Source organism: Amycolatopsis sp. WAC 01416 (assembly GCF_003947485.1).
Taxonomy (GTDB): Bacteria; Actinomycetota; Actinomycetes; order Mycobacteriales; family Pseudonocardiaceae; genus Amycolatopsis.
Map to the genome: position 1 here is coordinate 303877 of NZ_QHHX01000004.1, position 18721 is coordinate 322597.

An 18721-nucleotide genomic window follows, 5' to 3' on the forward strand; every position below is an offset into this window, starting at 1 on the left:
AAAGAATGGACGAAGACCCCGCTCGAACAGTGCGTTCCGTGCACGACATCGTGGCCGAGGCCCGCTCCGGCGCCTCGCAACCGGAGCGGCTCCTGGAGGCCTTGGTCGCACTGAAGACGGTGCGCGAACAGCTGGCCGCGTGGGAGCCGGAGCTGATCGCGGCCGCACGCGAGGGCGGCACCAGCTGGACGGCGCTCGCCCCGGCACTCGGGGTCGCGAGCCGTCAGGCGGCGGAGCGGCGATTTCTGCGGTTGCGGCCCTCCATCGGCGGCGAGCACACCGGGGAGGCACGGGTCGACGCGGAACGCGATCGGCGGGCCGGTGATCGCGCGGTGGCGGACTGGGCCCGGCGCAACTCGGCGATCCTGCGGCAGCTGGCCGGTCAGGCAGGCGCGCTGGACGGGCTGAACGCCAGGGCGAGGGAAAGCGCGGACCGGGTGAGCGCGGTGCTCGGCGAGGACGACGTCACCGGTCTGCTGGCGCCGCTGGCCGACCTGCGCACACAGCTTCCCCGCGAGCACACCGGATTCGCCGAACGGCTCGGGGAGATCGGTGTGTACGCCGAGCAGGTCCGGCGGGACGCCGTCGACGACCGGCGGTCTTCACGGTGAAACGGGAGGTGTGAACTCGGTCCGGAGCGGGTATCCGCCGCCGTTCGCCAGTCCGCAGAGCGAGCCGGAGGTCCCTCATGCTTGAAGCGCCACCTTCCGCCGACGTCATCAGCCTGGCGCTGAAAGTGCTTGCCGCGCAAGGATTGCGTGGGCAGGCCGCCCGTGTCGCCCTCGAGACGATGGCGCGGGAACGGCGTCTGCCGGTCAAGCGGTGCGCGGCGCTCATCGTGGCGGCCGTCGACGGGCGAGTGAACTGAGCCCGGACCGAAGGACGCTTTCCCCGCGTCGGACGTCCTGTTGGTCTGTTCGGCGAGTGGCGACCTTGCTTGCCTTGCCCTCCTTCGGCGAAGGGCGCGATTCGCGTGTTCAGACACGGGACTCGCGTGATTGGAGACGGAACACGCTGGGGCCGGGCCCGCGCCGTGTCTTCCGGCTGGAGACACGCGTGATCCGGCTTCACGCACGTGACTTCCGGTCAGGTGCACGTGTGGTCGGTCTGCCGGCAGGAGCGTGCGACACGCTCACGCAAGTAAAGAGGCTTCCTGCGTCGCGGCAAGGCCGCGCCGCAGGGCGCCCCTCGCCGCCTGAACCGACAGTATCGCCACAGGCGGGGGAGGCGCCTTCACTGCGTGAGACGAAGGGAAAGACCCCTTCGGCCGCTGAATCGGCAGGCGGCTTACTGGCAGGCTTCGCAGTCCGGGTCGTCGATGCGGCAGGCCGCGCCGTCGGTGAGCGGGAAGTCGAAGTCGTCGAGGGCGGGGACGGCCAGAGCGGTCTCTTCCGGCGTGGCGGTGGCGGACATGTCACTCCCTTGGTACGGAACGGGTCTCATCTCTCTGTAGCGCTGAAGATCGCCGGTCATTCCGTGACGCGCGCCACAGGGGCGGTCGCGGCTACCCGGTGGCGGAATCCGCCGCGCGGAACAGCGTCTCCGCGTCGTCGACAGCCTTGGTGAGGACGTCCGCGTCCGCCCGCAGACCGGCGATGATCGCGTCGACCTCGCGCAGTCCCGCCCGCCATAGCAGCCGCTTCTCGTTGGTGACCCACTCGCCGCGGGCCGCGAGGACCGCGTGTGCCGTCTCCATGGCGGCGGTGGCCAGCGCGCCGGCGACCTCCGTGGCCTGCCCGCGCGGGACGAAGGCACCGCGGGTGTAGCGCAGGGTCAGTTCCGCGCGGCCCCGCCACATCGCCGGAGCCGTTTCCCGCAACGCTTCCGGGTAGTCCGGCCGCGGCAGGTCGCCGCGCAGCACGCGGTTGACGGCGAGTTCGGCGACCGGCAGGTAACTGGGCACACCCGCGAGGTGGAACATCAGCGGCTCCCAGTGGAACCGGCCTTCCCTGGCTTCGGCGAGGTGCCGCTCGACGGCGTCGAGGTCGCGGTAGTGGACGTCGGCCTGCCTGCCGTCGATCGTGAGCCAGGCGCCGCCGTTGAACACGCCGCCGCCCCAGGCGCCGATCTCGGACACCTCGCCCTCCCAGCCGAGGGCGCGTAGCTCCGCCGGGGCGAAACCGCCCCGGTAGTAGACGGCGAAATCCCAGTCGCTGCCGGGGCCGTGGGTTTCCTGGGCGCGTGATCCGCCGAGCGTGACGGCGTGCACGGCGGGCAACGCGGCCAGGCCGTCCGCCACGTGGGCGAGGAAAGTCTCGTCGTTCATCGCGCGATGATCTTAGTGACGCGCCAAAGTGAACGCGACGCGTTTTCCGTGGCCCCGGATCAGAACGAGATGTTCCCGTGGACGTCGCGGGCCTGCACGACCTTCCCGGATACCGTGCCCGAGACCGTGTTCACCACGCCGCCGGTCTCGGCCCTGTTCCCGCCGGCCTTGTCCCACTCGCGGTGAAGCCGTTCCGAGAAATCGGGGTCTTCGGCTTCGGCCGTGGACAGCCGCGTCGCGAGCGCGCGCACTTCGGCGGAATCCTCCGCGGCGCCTTCGGCGGCTTCGAGTGCCGCCGTCGCCTCGGGGTCTTCGGAGAATTTTTCCTTCACCAGTTTGTACAAACCGGCCACGGATCGGGCCGCGAGTGCGGCGGCGAGAGAAATGAGGACCGGTTCTGGCATCGGCTCGCTCCCCGTCGGGTCCGGTAGGGCACGGTCACCTCACGGTACCGGTTTTGCGGGAGCTTGATGGTGCCCGGACCGAAGTCCGGGCTACCCGGGGTGTGTCAGCAGTTCCACCAGCTTTTGGCCACTGCGAAAAGCGCAGGGACGGCCGTCAGCGCAGCGAGAATCGTGGGAGTAAGCAACGTGCTCCTTGTGAATGCGGGGTTGGCGGGGCCTTATTCCGGTTGCCCCATCCGGCCAGTGGATCTTAAAGAGGCCGGTTCCGCGTGTGCAAGTTTCACGCTCTACTCAGAGTTGTTCGGCCATTCGGGTGATACTCGTCCGACATGCGCATTCGGGAGAAATCAAGTAGTCGGTGGCGTGCCGTGACGCAATTGATCACTCTTTCGAGGAGTGCGTGGACCTATCGGGCGACGAGGAGGTGGGAGAGCCACGGTGTCCTCTTGCCCCGACCTCGCCGGCGGCACGACCGGATCGGGCTCGTCGATCTCGGCGAGGAGCCCGTCGATTTTCTCGGCTTTCCGGTCCCTGCCCGTATCCCGGTAGAGCCCGGCGGCCTTTCGCCACACCCACCGCGCGTCTTCGCGATTCCCGTGATCGGCCAGTATCGAACCAAGCGCGACGTACGCTCGCGCCCTCCCGTTGACATGGTTCGCTCTTTCGGCCAGTTCGAGGGCGTGCTGCGCGTGACGGAGCGCCTCGCGGTCCTGGCGGCGCGCGTGGGCCAGTTCCGCCATCACGGTGTACAGCCGTGTCGCGACCGTCAGCCCGACCTGGTCGAGGAGTTCGTGCGCGGGACGTTGGTGCGCGTCCGCGGCGTCCAGGTTCCCGAGTTTGGTGTAGGCGTCGACGAGCGCCGTGTGGGTGGCCACCGTGCCGGCCACGTCGTTGGCCTTTCGGCGCAGGTCGAGGGCGAGCTGATAGTGGGGCAGCGCGTGATGATGGAGGTCGAGTTCGACGAGCGCGTCGCCCAGCCGGTGGGCGGCCTTGGCGTGCCGCTCCCGGTCGCCGAGGGATTCCGCGAGCCGCAGGCCTTCCCGGTAGAGGGTGACGGCCTCGGGGAGCCGCCCGGCGTACTGGTGGCGGCGCGCGAGGTTCAGCGTCACCGACAATTCCCCCACCGCGATCCCGTGACGCCGGGACAGTTCCAGCGCCCGGCCGAGGTAGCGGTCCGCGAGGTCGTACGCGCCGGTGATCAGGTGGATCTCGCCAAGGTCATTGCTGGAGGACGCTTCCGCGTGGATGTTCCCGTCCGCGGCGGCGGACGAGACCGCGGTGGTCATCGTGCTGACGCAGTCTTCGTACAGCCCATAGCGCTTCAGCGTGTCGATCAGGCAATGCGGTAGCCGCCAGGCGTAGCCGTGCAGGCCGTCCTCCGCGGCGCGGCGGACCATGGACACGAGATTCGAACGCTCGAGGAGAGTCCAGCGCAGCGCCTCGGACACGTCGTCGAAGCGGTGGGGAACGCAGCCCGGTTCGAGTGGCGGCATCGGCGGCGCCTGACGATGCGGGGAAGCGGTCCGCTGCGCCGCGTCCGCACTGTGCAGGTAATAGGAGAACATACGGTTCCTGGCCGGCACGAATTCGTGATCGTCCCGGACGAGGACCGCCGCGAACCGGTGCAGGAGGTCGTGGACGCGGTAGCGGTCGATGTCGGCGGGCTGGGAGACGAGATGCGCCGAAACGAGCGAATCCAGGGCTCGCTGGGTTTCCAGGTGGCCGGCGGCGGCCATCGCACCCAGTGCTTCGACGCTGATCTCCGCGCCGGGGTGGATGCCCAGCAGCCGGAAGACGCGGGCGTAGGCCGGAGGCAGTGCGCGATAGACCCAGGAGAACGCCGAACTGAGGCTGGCGTCCGCGCTGTCGCCGTCATCGCCGATGTGCAGCAGGAGGTCGGAATCCCGCAACTGGCCGACGAGGGTCGTCAAGGTGGTGCCTGCCCGGTTGGCGGCGCGTTCGGCGATGAGGGTGAGGGCGAGCGGGAGTCCTGCGCCGATCCGCGCCAGTTGTGCCACGGCCTCCGGTTCCCGCGTCGTCCGGGCGCCGATGCGCCGGGCCAGGAATTCCGCCGAATCGTCCGGCGGCAAGGTGCCAAGGGTGAGGTTCGGGACGTCGTGGCGGACCGACAGCGCGGTGAGGCGGCGGCGTGAGGTGATGACGACGACGCAGTCGGCCAGCGCGGTGAGCAGCGGGCGGACGTGCGCGCTGTCGGCCGCGTTGTCGAGGACGATCAGCATCCGGCGTTCGGCGAGCAGTGAGCGGAGTTTCGTCTCACGTCCGGCGGTGCCGGTGATGGAGGTGATCTCGTAACCCAAGGCGTCGAGGAGGTCGTCGATGACCTGGGTGGTCTCGACCCGCGGCGCGGTGCCGTCGCCGTGGAGGTCGATGAAGAAGGTTCCCCAGGCATGCCGGGCGCTCGTGCGATGGGTCCATCTCAGCGCGGTGGCCGTCTTGCCGACCCCGGCCGCGCCGACGAGCGCGATCACCGCGGGATGGGGTGATCCTTCGTGCGCTCCGGTGAGCCGGTCGAGCGACGCCAGGATCGCTTCGCGCCCTGTGAAGTCGGTGATGTCGCGGGGCAATCGGCGCAGCAGCAGAGGGACGTTCGGTTCCCGGCGGGGCGCCGTGAGCCCGGTGGCCGACGGCAGCGGATCGGCTTCGGCGAGGGAATCCTGGAAACGACGGAGTTCCTCGGCGCCTCGGTCGTCGCCGTCGGCCAGTAGCTGCCGCCGCGCGGCGAAATAGTATTCGGTGGCGTCATTGTGCCGCCGGAGTTTGTGCAGGAGGGTCAACCGGCGGCGGGCGAGACCGGTGATGAAACCGTGCTCGCGTTGGAGATCGTTGAGCCTGCGAAGCGCCGGATCGAACTTTTCGAGGCCGATGTACGCGTCGATCAGCAGGCCGTTGGCAGGTATCCATTCGTCGAAGATGACGGAATTCCGCCAGTTCTCCGCCCATTCCGTGTGCACTTCGGCGAGCGGAATGTCGCGCCAGAGCGGAAGGGCGCCTTCGAGCAGCGAGCGTATTCGTTCGTGATCGTGTTCGCGGAACGCCTGGTGCGCGGAAGTGATCGATTCGGTGAGCCGGAAGTAGTCGATCGACTTACGGTCGACAAGGAGCTGGTAACCGCCGCCGGTATTGTCGAGTCTCGCGTCCGTGTCGCTGTCCTGAAGGATCGAGCGCACCCGATTGGCGTAGGTATGCAGTGTGGCAGCGGGATTCCGTGGTCTTCGGTCCTCCGGCCATGCCTGCCTGACGAGCGTCTGGATGGGAATGTGCCGCCCCGCCTGTGCGAGCAGGACGGCGAGGACCGCGTGTTCTTGCGCTCTTCCCCATTGCACGGTCAAACGACCGTGCATCCGAACGATTGTCTTGCCGAGAAAGCCGAGCGAAATGTGCTGCTCCACGGCGCCTCCCCTCCCAAGGTGTCACCGGAGTGACCGCGCTCCCACGGTCGAGTTTCGCAGGTGGATCCGGATCTGACCAGGTCAAAGCACGCCTGACAGGAATCTGTCATGTCTCTGGCATCCCGTGAAAGGGCGGTGTTATTCCCGGAACAGGAGGCTGAACGATCGGGCCGCCACTCTTTTCCGCAGTGACGATGAATCACTGAAACGAGTGGAGGCGGGAATGGCGGGACGACTGCGGATTTCGTCGGCGGCGGGACGGGGGCGACGATGACCGGGATCTCGTGGGCGCGTGTGCCGGGAAGCAGGACGGCGGAGCGATGGCTGACCAGGACGGGGTGCCGCCGGGTGCTCGCGGTGGTGCCGCATATGACGGCGGGTACCCGGCTGGCGGACGTACTGCCGCTTTTGGAGGCGGACGCCCGGGTGCAGATCGCCTTCACCACGCCCGACGGCCCGGACACGTGGCCAGGGGTCGACGAGTACCTGCGTCGTTCGGGAGGCCTCGTTCTGCCATGGCATCAGGCATCGCGGATGCGCTTCGATTTGGCCCTCGCGTCCAGTCATGTGGGCATCGACGAACTGGAGGCGCCGGTGCTGGTGCTGCCGCACGGCACCGGCGGGATCCGGTCGCGGGTCAGTCCGCACGGGACGGGGATCGCGGGACATCCCAGGGATCTGCTCGTCCGCGACGGCAGGGTGGTCCCGGAAGCGATGGTGTTCGCCCACGAGGACGACGCCAGGCGGATGTGCCGGGCTTTTCCCGAGGCTGCTTCGCGGGTCGTCGTCGCCGGCGACGTCTGCTACGACAGGATCCGGGCGAGCATGCCGCTGCGACTGAGGTATCGGGACTCGGCCGGAATCGAGGCGCACCGGAAGCTGGTGATGATCAGTTCGACCTGGTCCCCGCATTCCCTGTTCGGCGGGAACCTGGACCTGATCACCCGGCTGGCCTCGGTGCTGCGAGGTCCGGAGTACCGGGTGATGGTGGCCCTGCACCCGCTGACGTGGTCGGCCCACGGGACCCGCCAGGTGCGCGCGTGGCTCGCCGAGGCGCTCGAAGCCGGGATCCGGCTCCTGCCCCCGGAGGAAGGCTGGCGGGCCGCGCTGGTGGCGTCGGACTGCGTGATCGGCGACCACGGCTCGGTGACGCAGTACGCGGCGGGGCTGGGGAAGCCGGTCCTGCTCAATCCCGGCTCCGTACTCGACGTCCGGAAGGGGAGTCTCGCCGACCTGCTCTGGAAGTCCGCGTCCGTTCTCGACCCCGCGCGGTCCTTGCGAGGGCAGGTGGACGAACTCGTCGCCGGGGGTCCGCGGCGTACAGCCATCGAGAAACGGATCACCTCGATGCCGGGGGAAGCGGCGGCGCGGCTGCGCGAGGAGATCTACCGGATCCTCGCGATGCCCGAGCCGGACCGTCCGGCCGAGGTCACGCCGGTTCCGCTGCTCACCAGAGAATGGCCGGAGAGATGAGGGCGCGGGTGCGCGGCGCCGTCGTCGAAGTGCGGTGGACAGACGAATGCGGGCTGCCGGACCACGTGCTGGTCGCCTGGGCGGGCAAGACATCCGAAGCCTGGCTGCGCCGCGCGGACCTGGTGATCTGCGCCGCCGCGCCGGACGACGTGCTGGGTGCGTTGCCCGGGGCGCTGGCGGTCATCGCCGGGGGCTTGGTCCGCTTCCGGGATCACCGGTTCGTCCCTGGCCCGGCCGGGTCCGGTATCGATGGCTGGCCCCGCTATTCCGGCAGTGGCCAGGAAGGGCTTTCGGTGTCGTCCGCGATCGCCGCTATCCGCGCTTCCACCCGATGTGCCTTGGGATCCCTCGAACGACGGTAGATCTCCAGCGCCAGCTGGAGATGGGTGCGGGCCGCGTGAGTGTCGCCCTCGCGCAGCCCGCATTCCGCGAGACTTTCGAGCGCTTCGGCGTAATACGGATCGGCGCCGGAACTGTGCAACGTCGCCGCCGCTTCCTCCAGCAGCCGGGAGGCTTCGCCGGCCCGCCCCAGGGTGAGGTGGGCGTTGCCGAGCCGCGTCTGTGCCCGTGCGTGGAGGACGACGTCGCCGATCGCCAGTGCTTCGGCGGCGGAGCGCTCCAGGTGACCGATCGCCTCCTGCGTCCGCCCCAAAGCCGCGCTGGCTTCTCCTATCCGTCTCAGATGCAGCACCACACCGCGGTGCTGTCCCGCCCGCTCCGCGAGCCGCAGGGCACGGGTGAAGTACTCCAGCGCACGCTGGTGGTCGCCGGTGCTTTGCGCGACGACGCCGAGGTGCTCCCACGCGGTCGCCTCACCGGCCGGGTCGTCGATCGTTCGAGAAGCCTCCATGGCGGCCGCGAATTGTGTCCGCGCGTCTTCGAACTTCTCGGTGTTGAGATAGGCGTAGCCGAGCTGGATGTGCATGCGCGCTTCCGCGGCGGGGTCCGCGCAGTGCCGCGCCGCGTCCACCGCCCATTTGTGCGTCGTCTCCCACTGGCGATAATGCTTGCGGTAGAGGAAGAAACCCCACAAACCTTCGCAGAACTGCCAGACTTCCTGCCACCAGCCCTCTTCGACGGCCGTGTGCATGGTCGCGACGACGTTCGCGAGTTCCTGCTCCACCCAGTCCAAGGCGCCCCGGGAATCGGAGAACCGTGATGGCTCCGCGTGTTCGTGTCGCGGGCTGAGCCGATGGCGGTGCGGGATGATGGCGAGATCGGCTTCGGCGACGTGGTCGAGATACCAGTTCAGCATTCTCCGCAGCGCGTCGGATCGGGTCGACTGGTCTTCTGTCTTGGTCGCCTTCTGCCGTGCGTGCACCCGCGTCAGATCGTGGAACTGGAACCGGTCGGGCCCGATGTCGGTCAGCAGGCTCGAAACGACCAAGGAGTCCAGCGCGTCCTCGGTCTCGGTCGCGGGCCGGTCGATCGCGGCCGCGGCGAGACCGAGCCCGAACTCGCGGCCAGGGTGGAGACCGAGCAGGCGGTAGACCCGCGCCGTCTCCGCGTCCAGTCCGTCGAAGGAAAGGTCGAAACTCGCCTGCACCACCGCTTCGTCGGCGATCTTGAGGCCCGACAGACGGCGTTTTTCGTCGGAAAGCACGCCCACCAACCGGGAAATCGGCCATTGGGGCCGGGTCGAGAGCCGGGCTGCCGCCACGCACAGGGCGATCGGCATACCACCGCAGAGCGAGACCAATTCCCGGGCGCGTTCGGGTTCGGTCGTTACCCGTTGCGTGCCGACGGTTCTTTCGAGCAGCCGCAAACCCGCGTCTTCGTCGAGCGGGGAGACGACGAGCGCCCGCGCGCCGTCCATGGCCAGTGCGCCGAGCCGCCACCGGCTGGTCACGACGACGACGCTGTCCGGCGACGCGGGCAGCAGCGGCCGGACCTGCGCGGCGGAGTCGGCGTCGTCGGCGAGGACGGCGAACCTCTTCCCGGCGGTGACCGACCGGTACATGGCCGACTGTTCCGCCATCTCGGCGGGCACCTGCTCCGCGGGCACGCCGAGCGCGCGGAGAAAACCGCCGAGCACGTCGTCGGGAGTCGTCGGCCCGTCGGCGCTGAAAGCCCCCAGATTCACGTAGAGCTGGCCATCGGGAAAACGGTCGACGTGATTCGTGATCCAGCGCGACGCGAGCGCCGTCTTCCCCATTCCGCCGGATCCGGTGATCACCGCCAGCGCCGGCCCCTGCCGCTGGTCGTCGTCGAGCAACCGGGTCAGTGCGGTCAGTTCCCGTTCCCGGTCGGTGAACGACGAGGACACCGGAAGCAATTGACGCGGAATGACCGGCTTGACCCCCTGTTGGAGGAAGATGTCGCCGTGAACGGCGCCGACCTGTACCGCGGTTCCGGAGACGTCTCCGGTTATCGTGTTCTCGCGTCTGTCACCTGAGTCCATTCCGAGCAGCACCCCCTGCACCGAGTCTGGTCACACGAGGCCCGCCGCGGTACCGCTTTCACAGCGAAGCTGAATGTGATGTTCGACTTACTGATCGGCGCGGATCGGGCTCGTGTCGAGCTATCGTCCGGGTAGATCACGGCGGGTATTGCACTCCGTGCCCAGGCCACCCGAACGGTGTAGGTAATCGACTGGTGCGGCGCGGATCGGCGCTGCGAGGACGTGCTCCCTGACTTACGCTCGAACGAGCCGAAGACAGGAGCCGGGAATGACCACGATGCCAGGACGACTCCGCGCGCCGCTGGCGTTCCTTCCGTTCCTGGTCGCGGTCGCGGCGGTCGCGCTCGTCGGCGGCCTGGCCGCGTCCGGCGCCCGGTCTGTCTACAGTGGACTGGACTTGCCGCCGTTCGCGCCGCCCGCCTGGCTGTTCGGTCTGGTGTGGACGGTCCTGTACCTCGGGATCGCGGTGGCGGGCTGGCTGTACTGGAAATCCGGCGGCGAACGGCGCGGGTTGGTCTGGTACGCGGCACAATTGGTCCTCAACGCCGCCTGGACGCCGCTGTTCTTCGCGGCCGGCGCGTACGGCCTCGCACTGGCCGACATCCTCGTGCTCGACGTCGCCATCGTCGTCACCGCGCTGTACTTCCGCCGGTCTTCCCGGGTCGCCGCCGCATTGCTGCTGCCGTACCTCGCCTGGACGCTGTACGCGACCGCGCTCACCGTCGCGATCGTCGTGCTCAACTGACGCCGATCGGCAGGGTGGCGGCCACCCCTTTGGCGTGCCTGCCGTCGAGCCGGTCCAGGGTCACTCCGCCCCGGCGTGCGGCGAGTTCCAGGTCCCGCACCGCGTGTTCCACCGGATGGGCACCCGCGGCGGCGATCCGGATCGACGCGCTGACCCGGGGTTCGGAATCGGCGGCACCGCGGTGGGCGGTCACGGCGAGGGTCACCGCCGTGCCGGGCGCGGCGGCGAGCAGACGGTGCGTCAGATCCGCCGCGAGCGCCGGTGAAAGCGCGTCCCAGCCGTCGAGGTGGAAGGTCGCCTGGCAGATCGGGCCGCTGTGCCAGAACCGCCAGTCCTCCCGGATCCGCGCCCGGCCCGCCGTGACGTGCGCCAGCGACGCGAGCGCGCCGAGGACCTCGTTTTCGGCGAGCGCCCGCACCGGTAGCCCGTCGCGCCGAAGCTGGCGCCGTACGCGCCGGATCGTGTTCCCGAGTGCCTGCCGCACGTCGGCGTCCCGGTGGACGTCGACGGTGCGCAGCGCCTGCAGCGCGACCCAGCCGCGCGGCGGCCGTGAGCGGTCCGCGCCGACGTGGTGGATGACCTGCGCGGCGACGTCCAAGGCCTGTTCCCGCGACGGCGGCAGCAAGGTCAGCGGTGACGGCATCGGCCGCTCACGGACGGCCGACTTCGGTTGCAGTACAGCGGTGATCCCGTCGGCGCGGCTGACCATGAACACCGTCTCGTCGCCGATCTCGCCGGTGATCCCCGTCGCTTCCGGCGACAGCAGGTGCAGCAGCGACCGGCCCGCTTCACCCGCGTGCCGGAGATCCCGGTCGCGGTCGCGCGTCAGGTAACCCGACGCCGAACCGAGCCAGGAGTAGAGCCAGCGTCCGCGAATCCGCACGGAGGTCAGCGCGAGGGCCACCGCGGCGGCGGTGAGCACAGCGGCCACCAGCGGCCAGGGCCGCCCAGCCACCAGGACGAGCGCGACGAGGACGAGTTGCCAGCAGACGATCTGTGTCATCCCGATCCCGCCGAACCGGCGGGGCCGGCGGCCGGTGACGGGCACCGGCGGATTCGGCCGCGGCGGACCGGGCGCCGGAGCGGGTACGGGTACCGCCGCGGACCAACGCGGCTGCTGCTCCGCCTGGCGAGCGGCGGTGAGCGCGGCCAGCGCCGCCTCACGTGCGGCCGCCCGCGCGGCAGGCGCCGCGTAGGCGAGCGAGTCGGGAATGGTCGCCGCCCGCGATACGGCAGGCCCCGCTTGGGGAAGCGGCGGAGGCGGCGCCTGGTAACGCCCGTCCGTCCTGGCCGCGCCGAGATCGGTCATCGTCGTGCCTCCTCAGAGTCCGTTGGTGAACCCGCGTCCGCGATCGACGTCGGCAGGGCGCGGCCTGGTCTTCCACGCGTCTGGTGTCTTTCGATCCCATCTCGGCTCCGCCGACCGGCACTCATAGCCGTGTGCAACCGAGCCTGCCGGGTGAACATGAGGTTTCGATGACAAGCGGCCGCGAGCCGGAGACAGGCTGTTTCATCGAAATTTCATGGTCACTCTCTAGCTTGATCGCGTGAACACCGATGAGCGCGGCACGAAGCGGTTCAGCGTGGTGGCCAGAACGAGGATGGCCGTGGCGCTGGTGGTCGCGGGCTGCCTGGCGCTGGTCGGCCTGGCCGTCACCGGACAGGCGTCGACCCCGGAACGGCTGGAGTTCGTCCAGGTCGGCCACTGGGTCTACAACGACGCCGCCCAGTCCGCGTTCCACGTCGACGGCTCGACGAACCGGGTCGACGCGCGCGCGGACGTGCCCGGCGCCGCGAACGGCAGCCAGGTCGTGCAGGGCGACGATTCCGGTTACGTGGTCGAGCGGAACCGCGTCACGCAGTTCGACAAGGCGACGCTGAGCGTCGAGGAGTCCACGCCGCCGCCCGCGCCGGAGACCCCGTTCGTGATGGAGATCGCGGGCGGCCCGTACCTGGTCTACCGCAACGCCGGCCAGATCGTGCGGCTCGGTGACCCGGCCGCGACAGTGCCCGCAGGGGGACCACTGTCCCGGCCGGTCGCGACGAACGACGGCACGGTGTGGGCGCACCGCGTCGACAACGGCGCGATCTGCGAGCTGCCCAAGGGCGCCGCCGTCATGACCTGCCCCGCGCAGCTCCCGCCCGGGCACGGTGGCGGGCTGACCCTGGTCGGCGACCGGCCGGTCGTGCTCGACACCACCGGCGACAGCCTCCACCGCGTCGGCCTGGACGGCCTCGGCGAAGCCCTTCCCCTCGGCATCAAGCTCTCGCCGTCGGCGCAGGTCGCCAACAGCGCCGTCGGCGACCGGCTGGCCATCGCCGACCCGGAGCGCAACCAGCTGCACCTCATCGACATCAGCGGACTCGACCAGGACCGCCCCGCCGCGAAGCCGATTTCGGTCGAGCTGACCAAGGGCAGCCGGTTCAACGGCCCGCTCTCCTCGTCGAACGTCGTCGCCATGGTCGACGAGACGCGAGGGGAGGTGCTGACCTACGACGTCGCCGGCAAGCTCAAGTCCACCGCGAAGGTGCCGGGCCAGGGAACGGCACCGAGGCTCGCCAAGGGCGAGGACAACCGGATCTACGTCGACAGTTCCGACGGCTCGCACGTGCTGGTCGTCAACGGCGACGACGGCTCGGTGGTCGACGTCGACGTCGACAAGGCGGCGAACAGCCAGACCGCGGGCGCGCCGTCGGCCGAACCGGAACCGTCCGGCGACCAGCCCCCGCCGCAGCAGGAACAGCGACAGCAGGCACCTCCGAACACCCAGCAGGCACCCCCGCCGGTGGCGAAGGCGACCCCGCCCGGTGCGCCGAGGAAGGTGAGCGCGTCGTCCGGGGACGGCTCGATCAAGGTCTCGTGGAGCCCGGCCGCGGACAACGGCGCGCGGATCACCGGCTACCGGCTGACCTGGACCGGCGGGTCTACCCGGGTCGGCGGATCGTCACGAGGGACGACGATTTCCGGGCTGCGCAACGGAACCCCGTACGTGATCACGGTGGTCGCGGAGAACTCGGCGGGGATCGGGCCTGGCGTGAGCGCCAAGGTGGTCATCCCGGGACCCGCGAACCGGCCCGCCGGGGCACCGGTCGTCACCGCGAACGCCACCGCGGCCGGGAAGGTTTCGGTCAGCTGGACCCAGCCCGACCTGCGCGGCGGCACACTGGTGCACTATCTGGTGAGTGTGACGGGCAAGGGTGAGCGCACGGTCACGGCAAGGTCCGCGGAATTCACCGGGGTCACCGGCACGGCGACCGTCACGGTCCGCGCGGTCACGAAGTTCGGTTCCGGGGCCAACCTCACCGGGACCACCGGCAGCAGGAAGGTCACGGTGCCGGTCGTCTCGGGACCGCCGACGATCACGATCACCCAGGTGCGGGGCAAGGACGACAAGCTGCTGGTTTCCGTGATAGCCGACGGGAAGGGCGGTTCCGCGACCTGCACCGCCGAATTCTTCGCCGAGACCAAGCCGGTACCGTGTTCCGGCGCGACGACCCTGACCATCGCCAGTGTCACGTGGATCGGCACCATCACGGTCACCGCGACCATCAAGACGTCCGCGGGCACCGCCACGGACACCTGGCGGGGAGTGCCGACGGTGTCCGGTGGCGCACTGCTCTGGCTCGGCCCGCTGGCACTGGTCGGCTTGCGCCGACGAAAGGAAAAGGAAGTTCTGTGACGCTCACACCCAGGGTCGCCTTCGAGCAGATCGCCGAGAACGTGCAATCGGTGGTGCGCGGCAAACCGGAGGTCGTCCGGCTCACCGTGGCGGCGCTGTTCGCCGAAGGACACCTGCTGATGGAGGACGTGCCCGGCGTCGGGAAGACGACGATCGCGCGCTGCCTCGCCGCGAGCATCGGCGGCCGGTGGAACCGCATCCAGTTCACCCCGGACCTGCTCCCCGGCGACATCACCGGCGTGATGGTCTACCACCAGAACAACGAGCGGTTCCAGTTCCACCCCGGCGGGATCTTCGCCAACGTGGTGCTGGCGGACGAGATCAACCGGGGTACGCCGAAGACGCAGGCCGCGCTGCTCGAAGTGATGGCCGAACGCCGCGTCACCGTGGATTCGGTCGGCCAGGCGGTGCCGCGGCCGTTCCTCGTGGTCGCCACGCAGAACCCGATCGAACTGGAGGGCACCTACCGGCTGCCCGAAGCGCAGCTGGACCGGTTCCTCATGCGCATTTCGGTCGGCTACCCGGATCTGGAATCCGAGATGCGCGTGGTGATGGGGGACTGCGCCGGGGTGACGCCGGACGAACTGAAGCCGGTGCTGACCATCGCCGACGTCCAGTCCGTCATCGACGAGGTCCGGAAGTCCCATCTGGCACCGGAAATCGTCAACTACGCGGTGCGCCTCGCCGCGGCGAGCCGTTCGCATCCGGACGTCCGCTACGGCGCCAGCCCGCGTGGCAGCATCGCGCTGATCCGGGCCGCACAGGGGCTCGCCGCCACCTTCGGCCGCGACTTCGTCACCCCGGACGACGTCAAGGACGTCGCGCATCCGGTGCTCGACCACCGGCTCGTGCTGAGCCCCGACGCGGAACTCAACCAGCGCCGGACCGCCGACATCGTCGACGAACTCCTGGGCGCGACGGCCGCTCCCATGGCCGCGATGGGGAGGTAGGCGTGCGGCTCACCCGCCGCGGCGTCATCGTGCTGGCCTTCGCCGCCGGGTTCTACGCCCTCGGCGAACTGGCCGGGTACACCTTCTTCCGTGCCTTCGCGGGGATCGCGGCGGGCGCGGTGCTGATCGCGTTGGCCACCACCAGATTCCGGCCTCGGGTGGAGATCGGCCGCACCGTCCAGCCGGACAGGGTCGAGCGCGGGAAACCCGCGCTGGCCTCGCTCGTCGTGCGCAACACCGGTGCGCGACGGCACGGCGGTTTCGCCGCCGGCGACGGGATCGGGAGCGAAACGCATCGCCTGCGGGTCCGCCCGCTCGCCCCCGGCGCGGAAGCGACGTACCACTACGAACTGCCGACGACGACCCGCGGGAAACTGCGGGTCGGCCCGCTCGTGGTGCATCGGCCCGACCTGTTCGACCTCGCCCGCGGCGACCAGACCGTCGGCGGTACCGCGTGGTTGTGGGTGCATCCGCGACGGCATTCGGTGCGCGCGGCGCAGGCGGGTCATCCACGCCACCACCACGAAGGTCCGATCACCGACCCGCCGCTGCGCGGTTCGGCGGATCTGCGCGCGGTGCGGGAGTACGTGGTCGGAGACGAGGTCCGGCATCTGCATTGGAAGGCGACAGCCAGGACCGGCCGGCTCATGGTGCGCGAGTACGCCGACCCCGCCCAGCCCCGGTTCACCGCGGTGCTCGACACGCGGCCCGCGTCGATGAGCCCGGCCGTTTTCGAAGAGGCCGTCGAGGTGGCGGCGTCCCTGTTCTACGCGTCGGCGTCGGCGGGACAGCACTGCCGTCTGATCACCGCCGCCGGCGCGGACACGCTGACCGACAGCGGCGTGCGCGCGGCGAGGACGTTGCTGGACGAACTCGCGCTCGTCACCCAGGACGCGGCGGACGACGCGCCGCTGCTGCCCTCGGTGCTGGCGGCCGCCGAACGCCCTGGCGGAGTGCTGGTGGTGATCACCGGCCCGGACGCCGATCTCGGCCACGCGGCCCGCTGGCGGCCCGACACCGTGGTCCGGCTCGGTGACCTCAGGCCGTCTGCGGGGTCCGGCGGCGTGATCATCGCGGTCGACGCCGCCGGCGCGGCCGCTCAATGGAATTCCTTGGTGGCGAAGGCATGAGCGCCGGATTCGATCGGATCGCGGTCGCCGGGCTGCTCGGCGCGACGGGCGTCGCCGGACTGCTGTTCGCGCCCGTGTTCGGCTGGGCGCCGCTGCTCGTCCCGGTGCTCGTGGTCGTCCTCGTCGGCTACGGCTGCGCCGAGCTGACCGCGAAGTTCCCGAAACTCGTGCCCTACCGGCCTTTGCTCGTCGCGCTGTTCGGCCTGCTCGGGTTGATCGAGACGGTGCTGACCTCGACCACGTTCGCGTTCCTTCCCACGGGCGCCTCTTTGCAAGGGATCGCGCGCGGCTTCACCGAAGGCTGGCAGCTCACCCTTCAGTCCACCTGGCCCGCGCGGCCGATCCCCGAACAGCTGCTGTTCGTCCCGCTGTCGGTGCTGCTGGCCGTGGTGCTCGGGCTGGAACTGGTGCTGCGGCTCAAGAAGCCGCTGGTCGCGCTCGTGCCGAGCCTGGCCGTCGCCGGGCTCGCGCAGGCGTACCAGGCGTTGACGGGTGTCGTCGCGATGACGGCGGCGCTCGGATACGCGCTGCCCGCCGGACTCCTGTTGTGGTCGGGTCGCCGCGTCCGGTCCGCAAGCCGGGCACCGGGGGTGTCGCGGTCCTGGCGGGTGACGGGATCGGCGATCTGGCCCGCACTGTCCACTGTGGTCGCACTCGTCGCCGGAGCGGTCGCGTTCGCCGCGCTCGATCCGATCGGCCGTGATCCGTTGACGCTCAAGGACACCCAGGCCGCGCCGCCGCCGCGCGGCAGGCTCGGCAACCCGCTGAACGAGATCGCCCAGCGACTCGTCCGGCCGGACGAGGAGGTGTTCCGCTACCGCGGTGACACCCCGGTCGAGCAGTGGCGGCTGATCGTGCTGAACGGTTTCGACGGTGTGAACTGGCTGCCCGATTCCCGGTTCCAGCGGCTCGGCGCGGGCCTCGACGGAGCTCCCGGTGGCATGGGTGGCACCGCCGAACTGAAGGTGCGCGGACTCTCGGGGCCTTGGCTGCCGAGTCATCAGGGACTGACCGGTGTGGACGGTGTGACACCGCTGGTGGACCAGTCCGCGGGCACCCTGATGTTGGAGTCGCCGTCGGCGGACCGCGAACGGAACTACCGGCTGAGCTGGTCTTCGCCCGAGATCGATCTCGGTTCGGGCGAGGTCGACGCGCGGGCCCCTGGCGGTCTCGGCGGTCTCGGTGCGGTGCCGCCGGACGTCGAGCAGGTGGCCAAGGACGCCGTACGCGGTCTGCGCCCGACGTTCCAGACCGCGTTGCAGCTGGAACGCTTCCTCAGCACGAACTATCAGGTCGCGGCGGGTACCGACGAGCTGCCGACCGGGCACGGCTGGCCGCAGCTGCGGCACTTCCTGCTGGAGAGCAAGCGGGGGACGAGTGAGCAGTTCGCCGCCGCGTACGTGGCGCTGGCGCGGATGAACGGCATCCCGGCCAGGCTCGTCGTCGGGTTCCGCGGTCCGTCCGAGATCGACGGCGGGATGCACGTCGTCCGCAACCGCGACGTCCTTGCGTGGCCGGAAGTCGCGGTCGCCGGGGCGGGCTGGGTGGCGCTCGACCCGACCGCCAAGGCGGGCAAGGCCGCCCAGAGTTCGGCGGGCCCCGGCAAAGCGGTCGCCAAGGCGAGGGCCCAGCTGCCCGCCGAACAGCAACTGCGGCCGCCTCAGCTCCCGCCGGGAACGCCGTCGGAGGACGCCGAGGACCAGACCGCCGACGCGGGTGCGAGCCGGTGGTGGATCGCCGTCGCCGCGGGGGTCGTCCTTTTCGGACTCATGTGGCTCATCGGGGTTCCGGCCGCGAAGGTCTTCCGTGCGCGACGGCGACGCCGCCGCTCCGGTGCCGAAGGGGTGCTCGGCGCCTGGGACGAGATCCGCGACCGGTTGCGCGCGCACGGTGTGCCGTTCCGGATCGGGATGACCCCGCGCGACCTCGCCGAATCGGCCGGATCGCTTGCCGGGGACGGGATCCGCGAGCCGGTCGCCCGGCTGGCCAAGGTGCTGGACGTGACGCTGTGGTCCGGCGTCCCGGTGGGCGACGGCGCCGTCCGGCGGGCGTGGCAGGAGGTCGGCGAGGTACGCCGGGGCCTGGCCACCAGACCGTTCGCGGCTCGGGTGCTGGCGGCACTCGAGCCGCGGACCCTGGTGCCGATCAAGTCCCGCGAAGATCGCTGACGCTCACGCGAGTTACGCCCCCAATCACGCGAGTTACGCCCCCGATCACGCGAGTTACGCCTCCGATCACGCGAGTTCGGTCGTTCCGGCGAGT

Annotated in this window: 15 protein-coding genes; 9 read left to right on the plus strand and 6 right to left on the minus strand. The window is 70.1% G+C overall.

What is annotated here, in order from left to right:
• Positions 1 to 5: 5 nt before the first annotated feature.
• Together DL990_RS15220 and DL990_RS15225 are read left to right on the plus strand one after the other, a co-directional pair.
• Positions 6 to 611: an HSP18 transcriptional regulator gene (locus tag DL990_RS15220; protein ID WP_125799070.1), complete on the plus strand. Its 606-nt coding sequence runs from the start codon at positions 6 to 8 to the stop codon at positions 609 to 611.
• A gap of 77 nt (positions 612 to 688) precedes the next feature.
• Positions 689 to 868 carry a hypothetical protein gene (locus DL990_RS15225; RefSeq protein ID WP_125799071.1) on the plus strand — a complete coding sequence of 60 codons (180 nt, stop codon included), beginning with the start codon at positions 689 to 691 and terminating at the stop codon, positions 866 to 868.
• Positions 869 to 1287: 419 nt separating this feature from the next.
• On the opposite strand, the gene DL990_RS42165 is transcribed toward DL990_RS15225, so the two are convergent.
• The 4 genes from DL990_RS42165 to DL990_RS15240 all read right to left on the minus strand — a co-directional run bounded on the left by DL990_RS42165 (position 1288) and on the right by DL990_RS15240 (position 6032).
• A complete protein-coding gene (locus DL990_RS42165) occupies positions 1288 to 1413 on the minus strand; it encodes a hypothetical protein (RefSeq protein WP_007031507.1) in 126 nt (41 codons plus the stop codon).
• Between the two features lie 91 nt (positions 1414 to 1504).
• Positions 1505 to 2266 (minus strand): nucleotidyltransferase domain-containing protein, encoded by a 762-nt coding sequence (locus DL990_RS15230; protein ID WP_125799072.1) that lies wholly within the window; start codon positions 2264 to 2266, stop codon positions 1505 to 1507.
• Between the two features lie 59 nt (positions 2267 to 2325).
• A complete protein-coding gene (locus DL990_RS15235) occupies positions 2326 to 2670 on the minus strand; it encodes a hypothetical protein (protein WP_125786730.1) in 345 nt (114 codons plus the stop codon).
• Positions 2671 to 3017: 347 nt separating this feature from the next.
• Positions 3018 to 6032, minus strand: a complete 3015-nt coding sequence (locus tag DL990_RS15240) for a tetratricopeptide repeat protein (protein WP_125799073.1) — start codon at positions 6030 to 6032, stop codon at positions 3018 to 3020.
• A 318-nt stretch (positions 6033 to 6350) separates the two neighbouring features.
• On the opposite strand from DL990_RS15240, the gene DL990_RS15245 reads away from it, so the two are divergent.
• Both DL990_RS15245 and DL990_RS15250 read left to right on the plus strand, forming a co-directional pair.
• Positions 6351 to 7553, plus strand: a complete 1203-nt coding sequence (locus DL990_RS15245; RefSeq protein WP_125799074.1) for a hypothetical protein — start codon at positions 6351 to 6353, stop codon at positions 7551 to 7553.
• Entirely contained in the window at positions 7538 to 7915 is a 378-nt protein-coding gene (locus DL990_RS15250) for a hypothetical protein (RefSeq protein WP_125799075.1), read from the plus strand. Before DL990_RS15245 ends, DL990_RS15250 begins: the two co-directional genes overlap by 16 nt.
• Here DL990_RS15250 and DL990_RS15255 read toward each other — a convergent pair.
• On the minus strand, positions 7816 to 9954 hold the full coding sequence (locus tag DL990_RS15255; protein WP_125799076.1) for a tetratricopeptide repeat protein: 2139 nt from the start codon (positions 9952 to 9954) through the stop codon (positions 7816 to 7818). The two genes, DL990_RS15250 and DL990_RS15255, sit on opposite strands and share 100 nt — an antisense overlap.
• Positions 9955 to 10222: 268 nt before the next feature.
• On the opposite strand from DL990_RS15255, the gene DL990_RS15260 reads away from it, so the two are divergent.
• The gene (locus DL990_RS15260; RefSeq protein WP_125799077.1) at positions 10223 to 10699 is read left to right on the plus strand and encodes a TspO/MBR family protein; all 477 of its coding nucleotides are present in this window, start codon (positions 10223 to 10225) and stop codon (positions 10697 to 10699) included.
• Here the strand turns inward: DL990_RS15260 and DL990_RS15265 are convergent.
• On the minus strand, positions 10692 to 12008 hold the full coding sequence (locus DL990_RS15265; protein ID WP_233620481.1) for a type VII secretion protein EccE: 1317 nt from the start codon (positions 12006 to 12008) through the stop codon (positions 10692 to 10694). The two genes, DL990_RS15260 and DL990_RS15265, sit on opposite strands and share 8 nt — an antisense overlap.
• A gap of 238 nt (positions 12009 to 12246) precedes the next feature.
• Between DL990_RS15265 and DL990_RS15270 the strand changes: the two genes are divergently transcribed.
• Genes DL990_RS15270 through DL990_RS15285 form a run of 4 tightly spaced genes read left to right on the plus strand, consistent with a single transcriptional unit; the run spans position 12247 to position 18627 of the window.
• Positions 12247 to 14379, plus strand: a complete 2133-nt coding sequence (locus DL990_RS15270; protein WP_125799078.1) for a fibronectin type III domain-containing protein — start codon at positions 12247 to 12249, stop codon at positions 14377 to 14379.
• On the plus strand, positions 14376 to 15329 hold the full coding sequence (locus tag DL990_RS15275; protein ID WP_125786723.1) for a MoxR family ATPase: 954 nt from the start codon (positions 14376 to 14378) through the stop codon (positions 15327 to 15329). Before DL990_RS15270 ends, DL990_RS15275 begins: the two co-directional genes overlap by 4 nt.
• A 2-nt stretch (positions 15330 to 15331) precedes the next feature.
• Positions 15332 to 16459 carry a DUF58 domain-containing protein gene (locus tag DL990_RS15280; RefSeq protein ID WP_125786722.1) on the plus strand — a complete coding sequence of 376 codons (1128 nt, stop codon included), beginning with the start codon at positions 15332 to 15334 and terminating at the stop codon, positions 16457 to 16459.
• On the plus strand, positions 16456 to 18627 hold the full coding sequence (locus tag DL990_RS15285) for a transglutaminaseTgpA domain-containing protein (RefSeq protein WP_125799079.1): 2172 nt from the start codon (positions 16456 to 16458) through the stop codon (positions 18625 to 18627). The genes DL990_RS15280 and DL990_RS15285 overlap by 4 nt, the downstream gene beginning before the upstream one ends.
• Positions 18628 to 18721 lie beyond the last annotated feature (94 nt).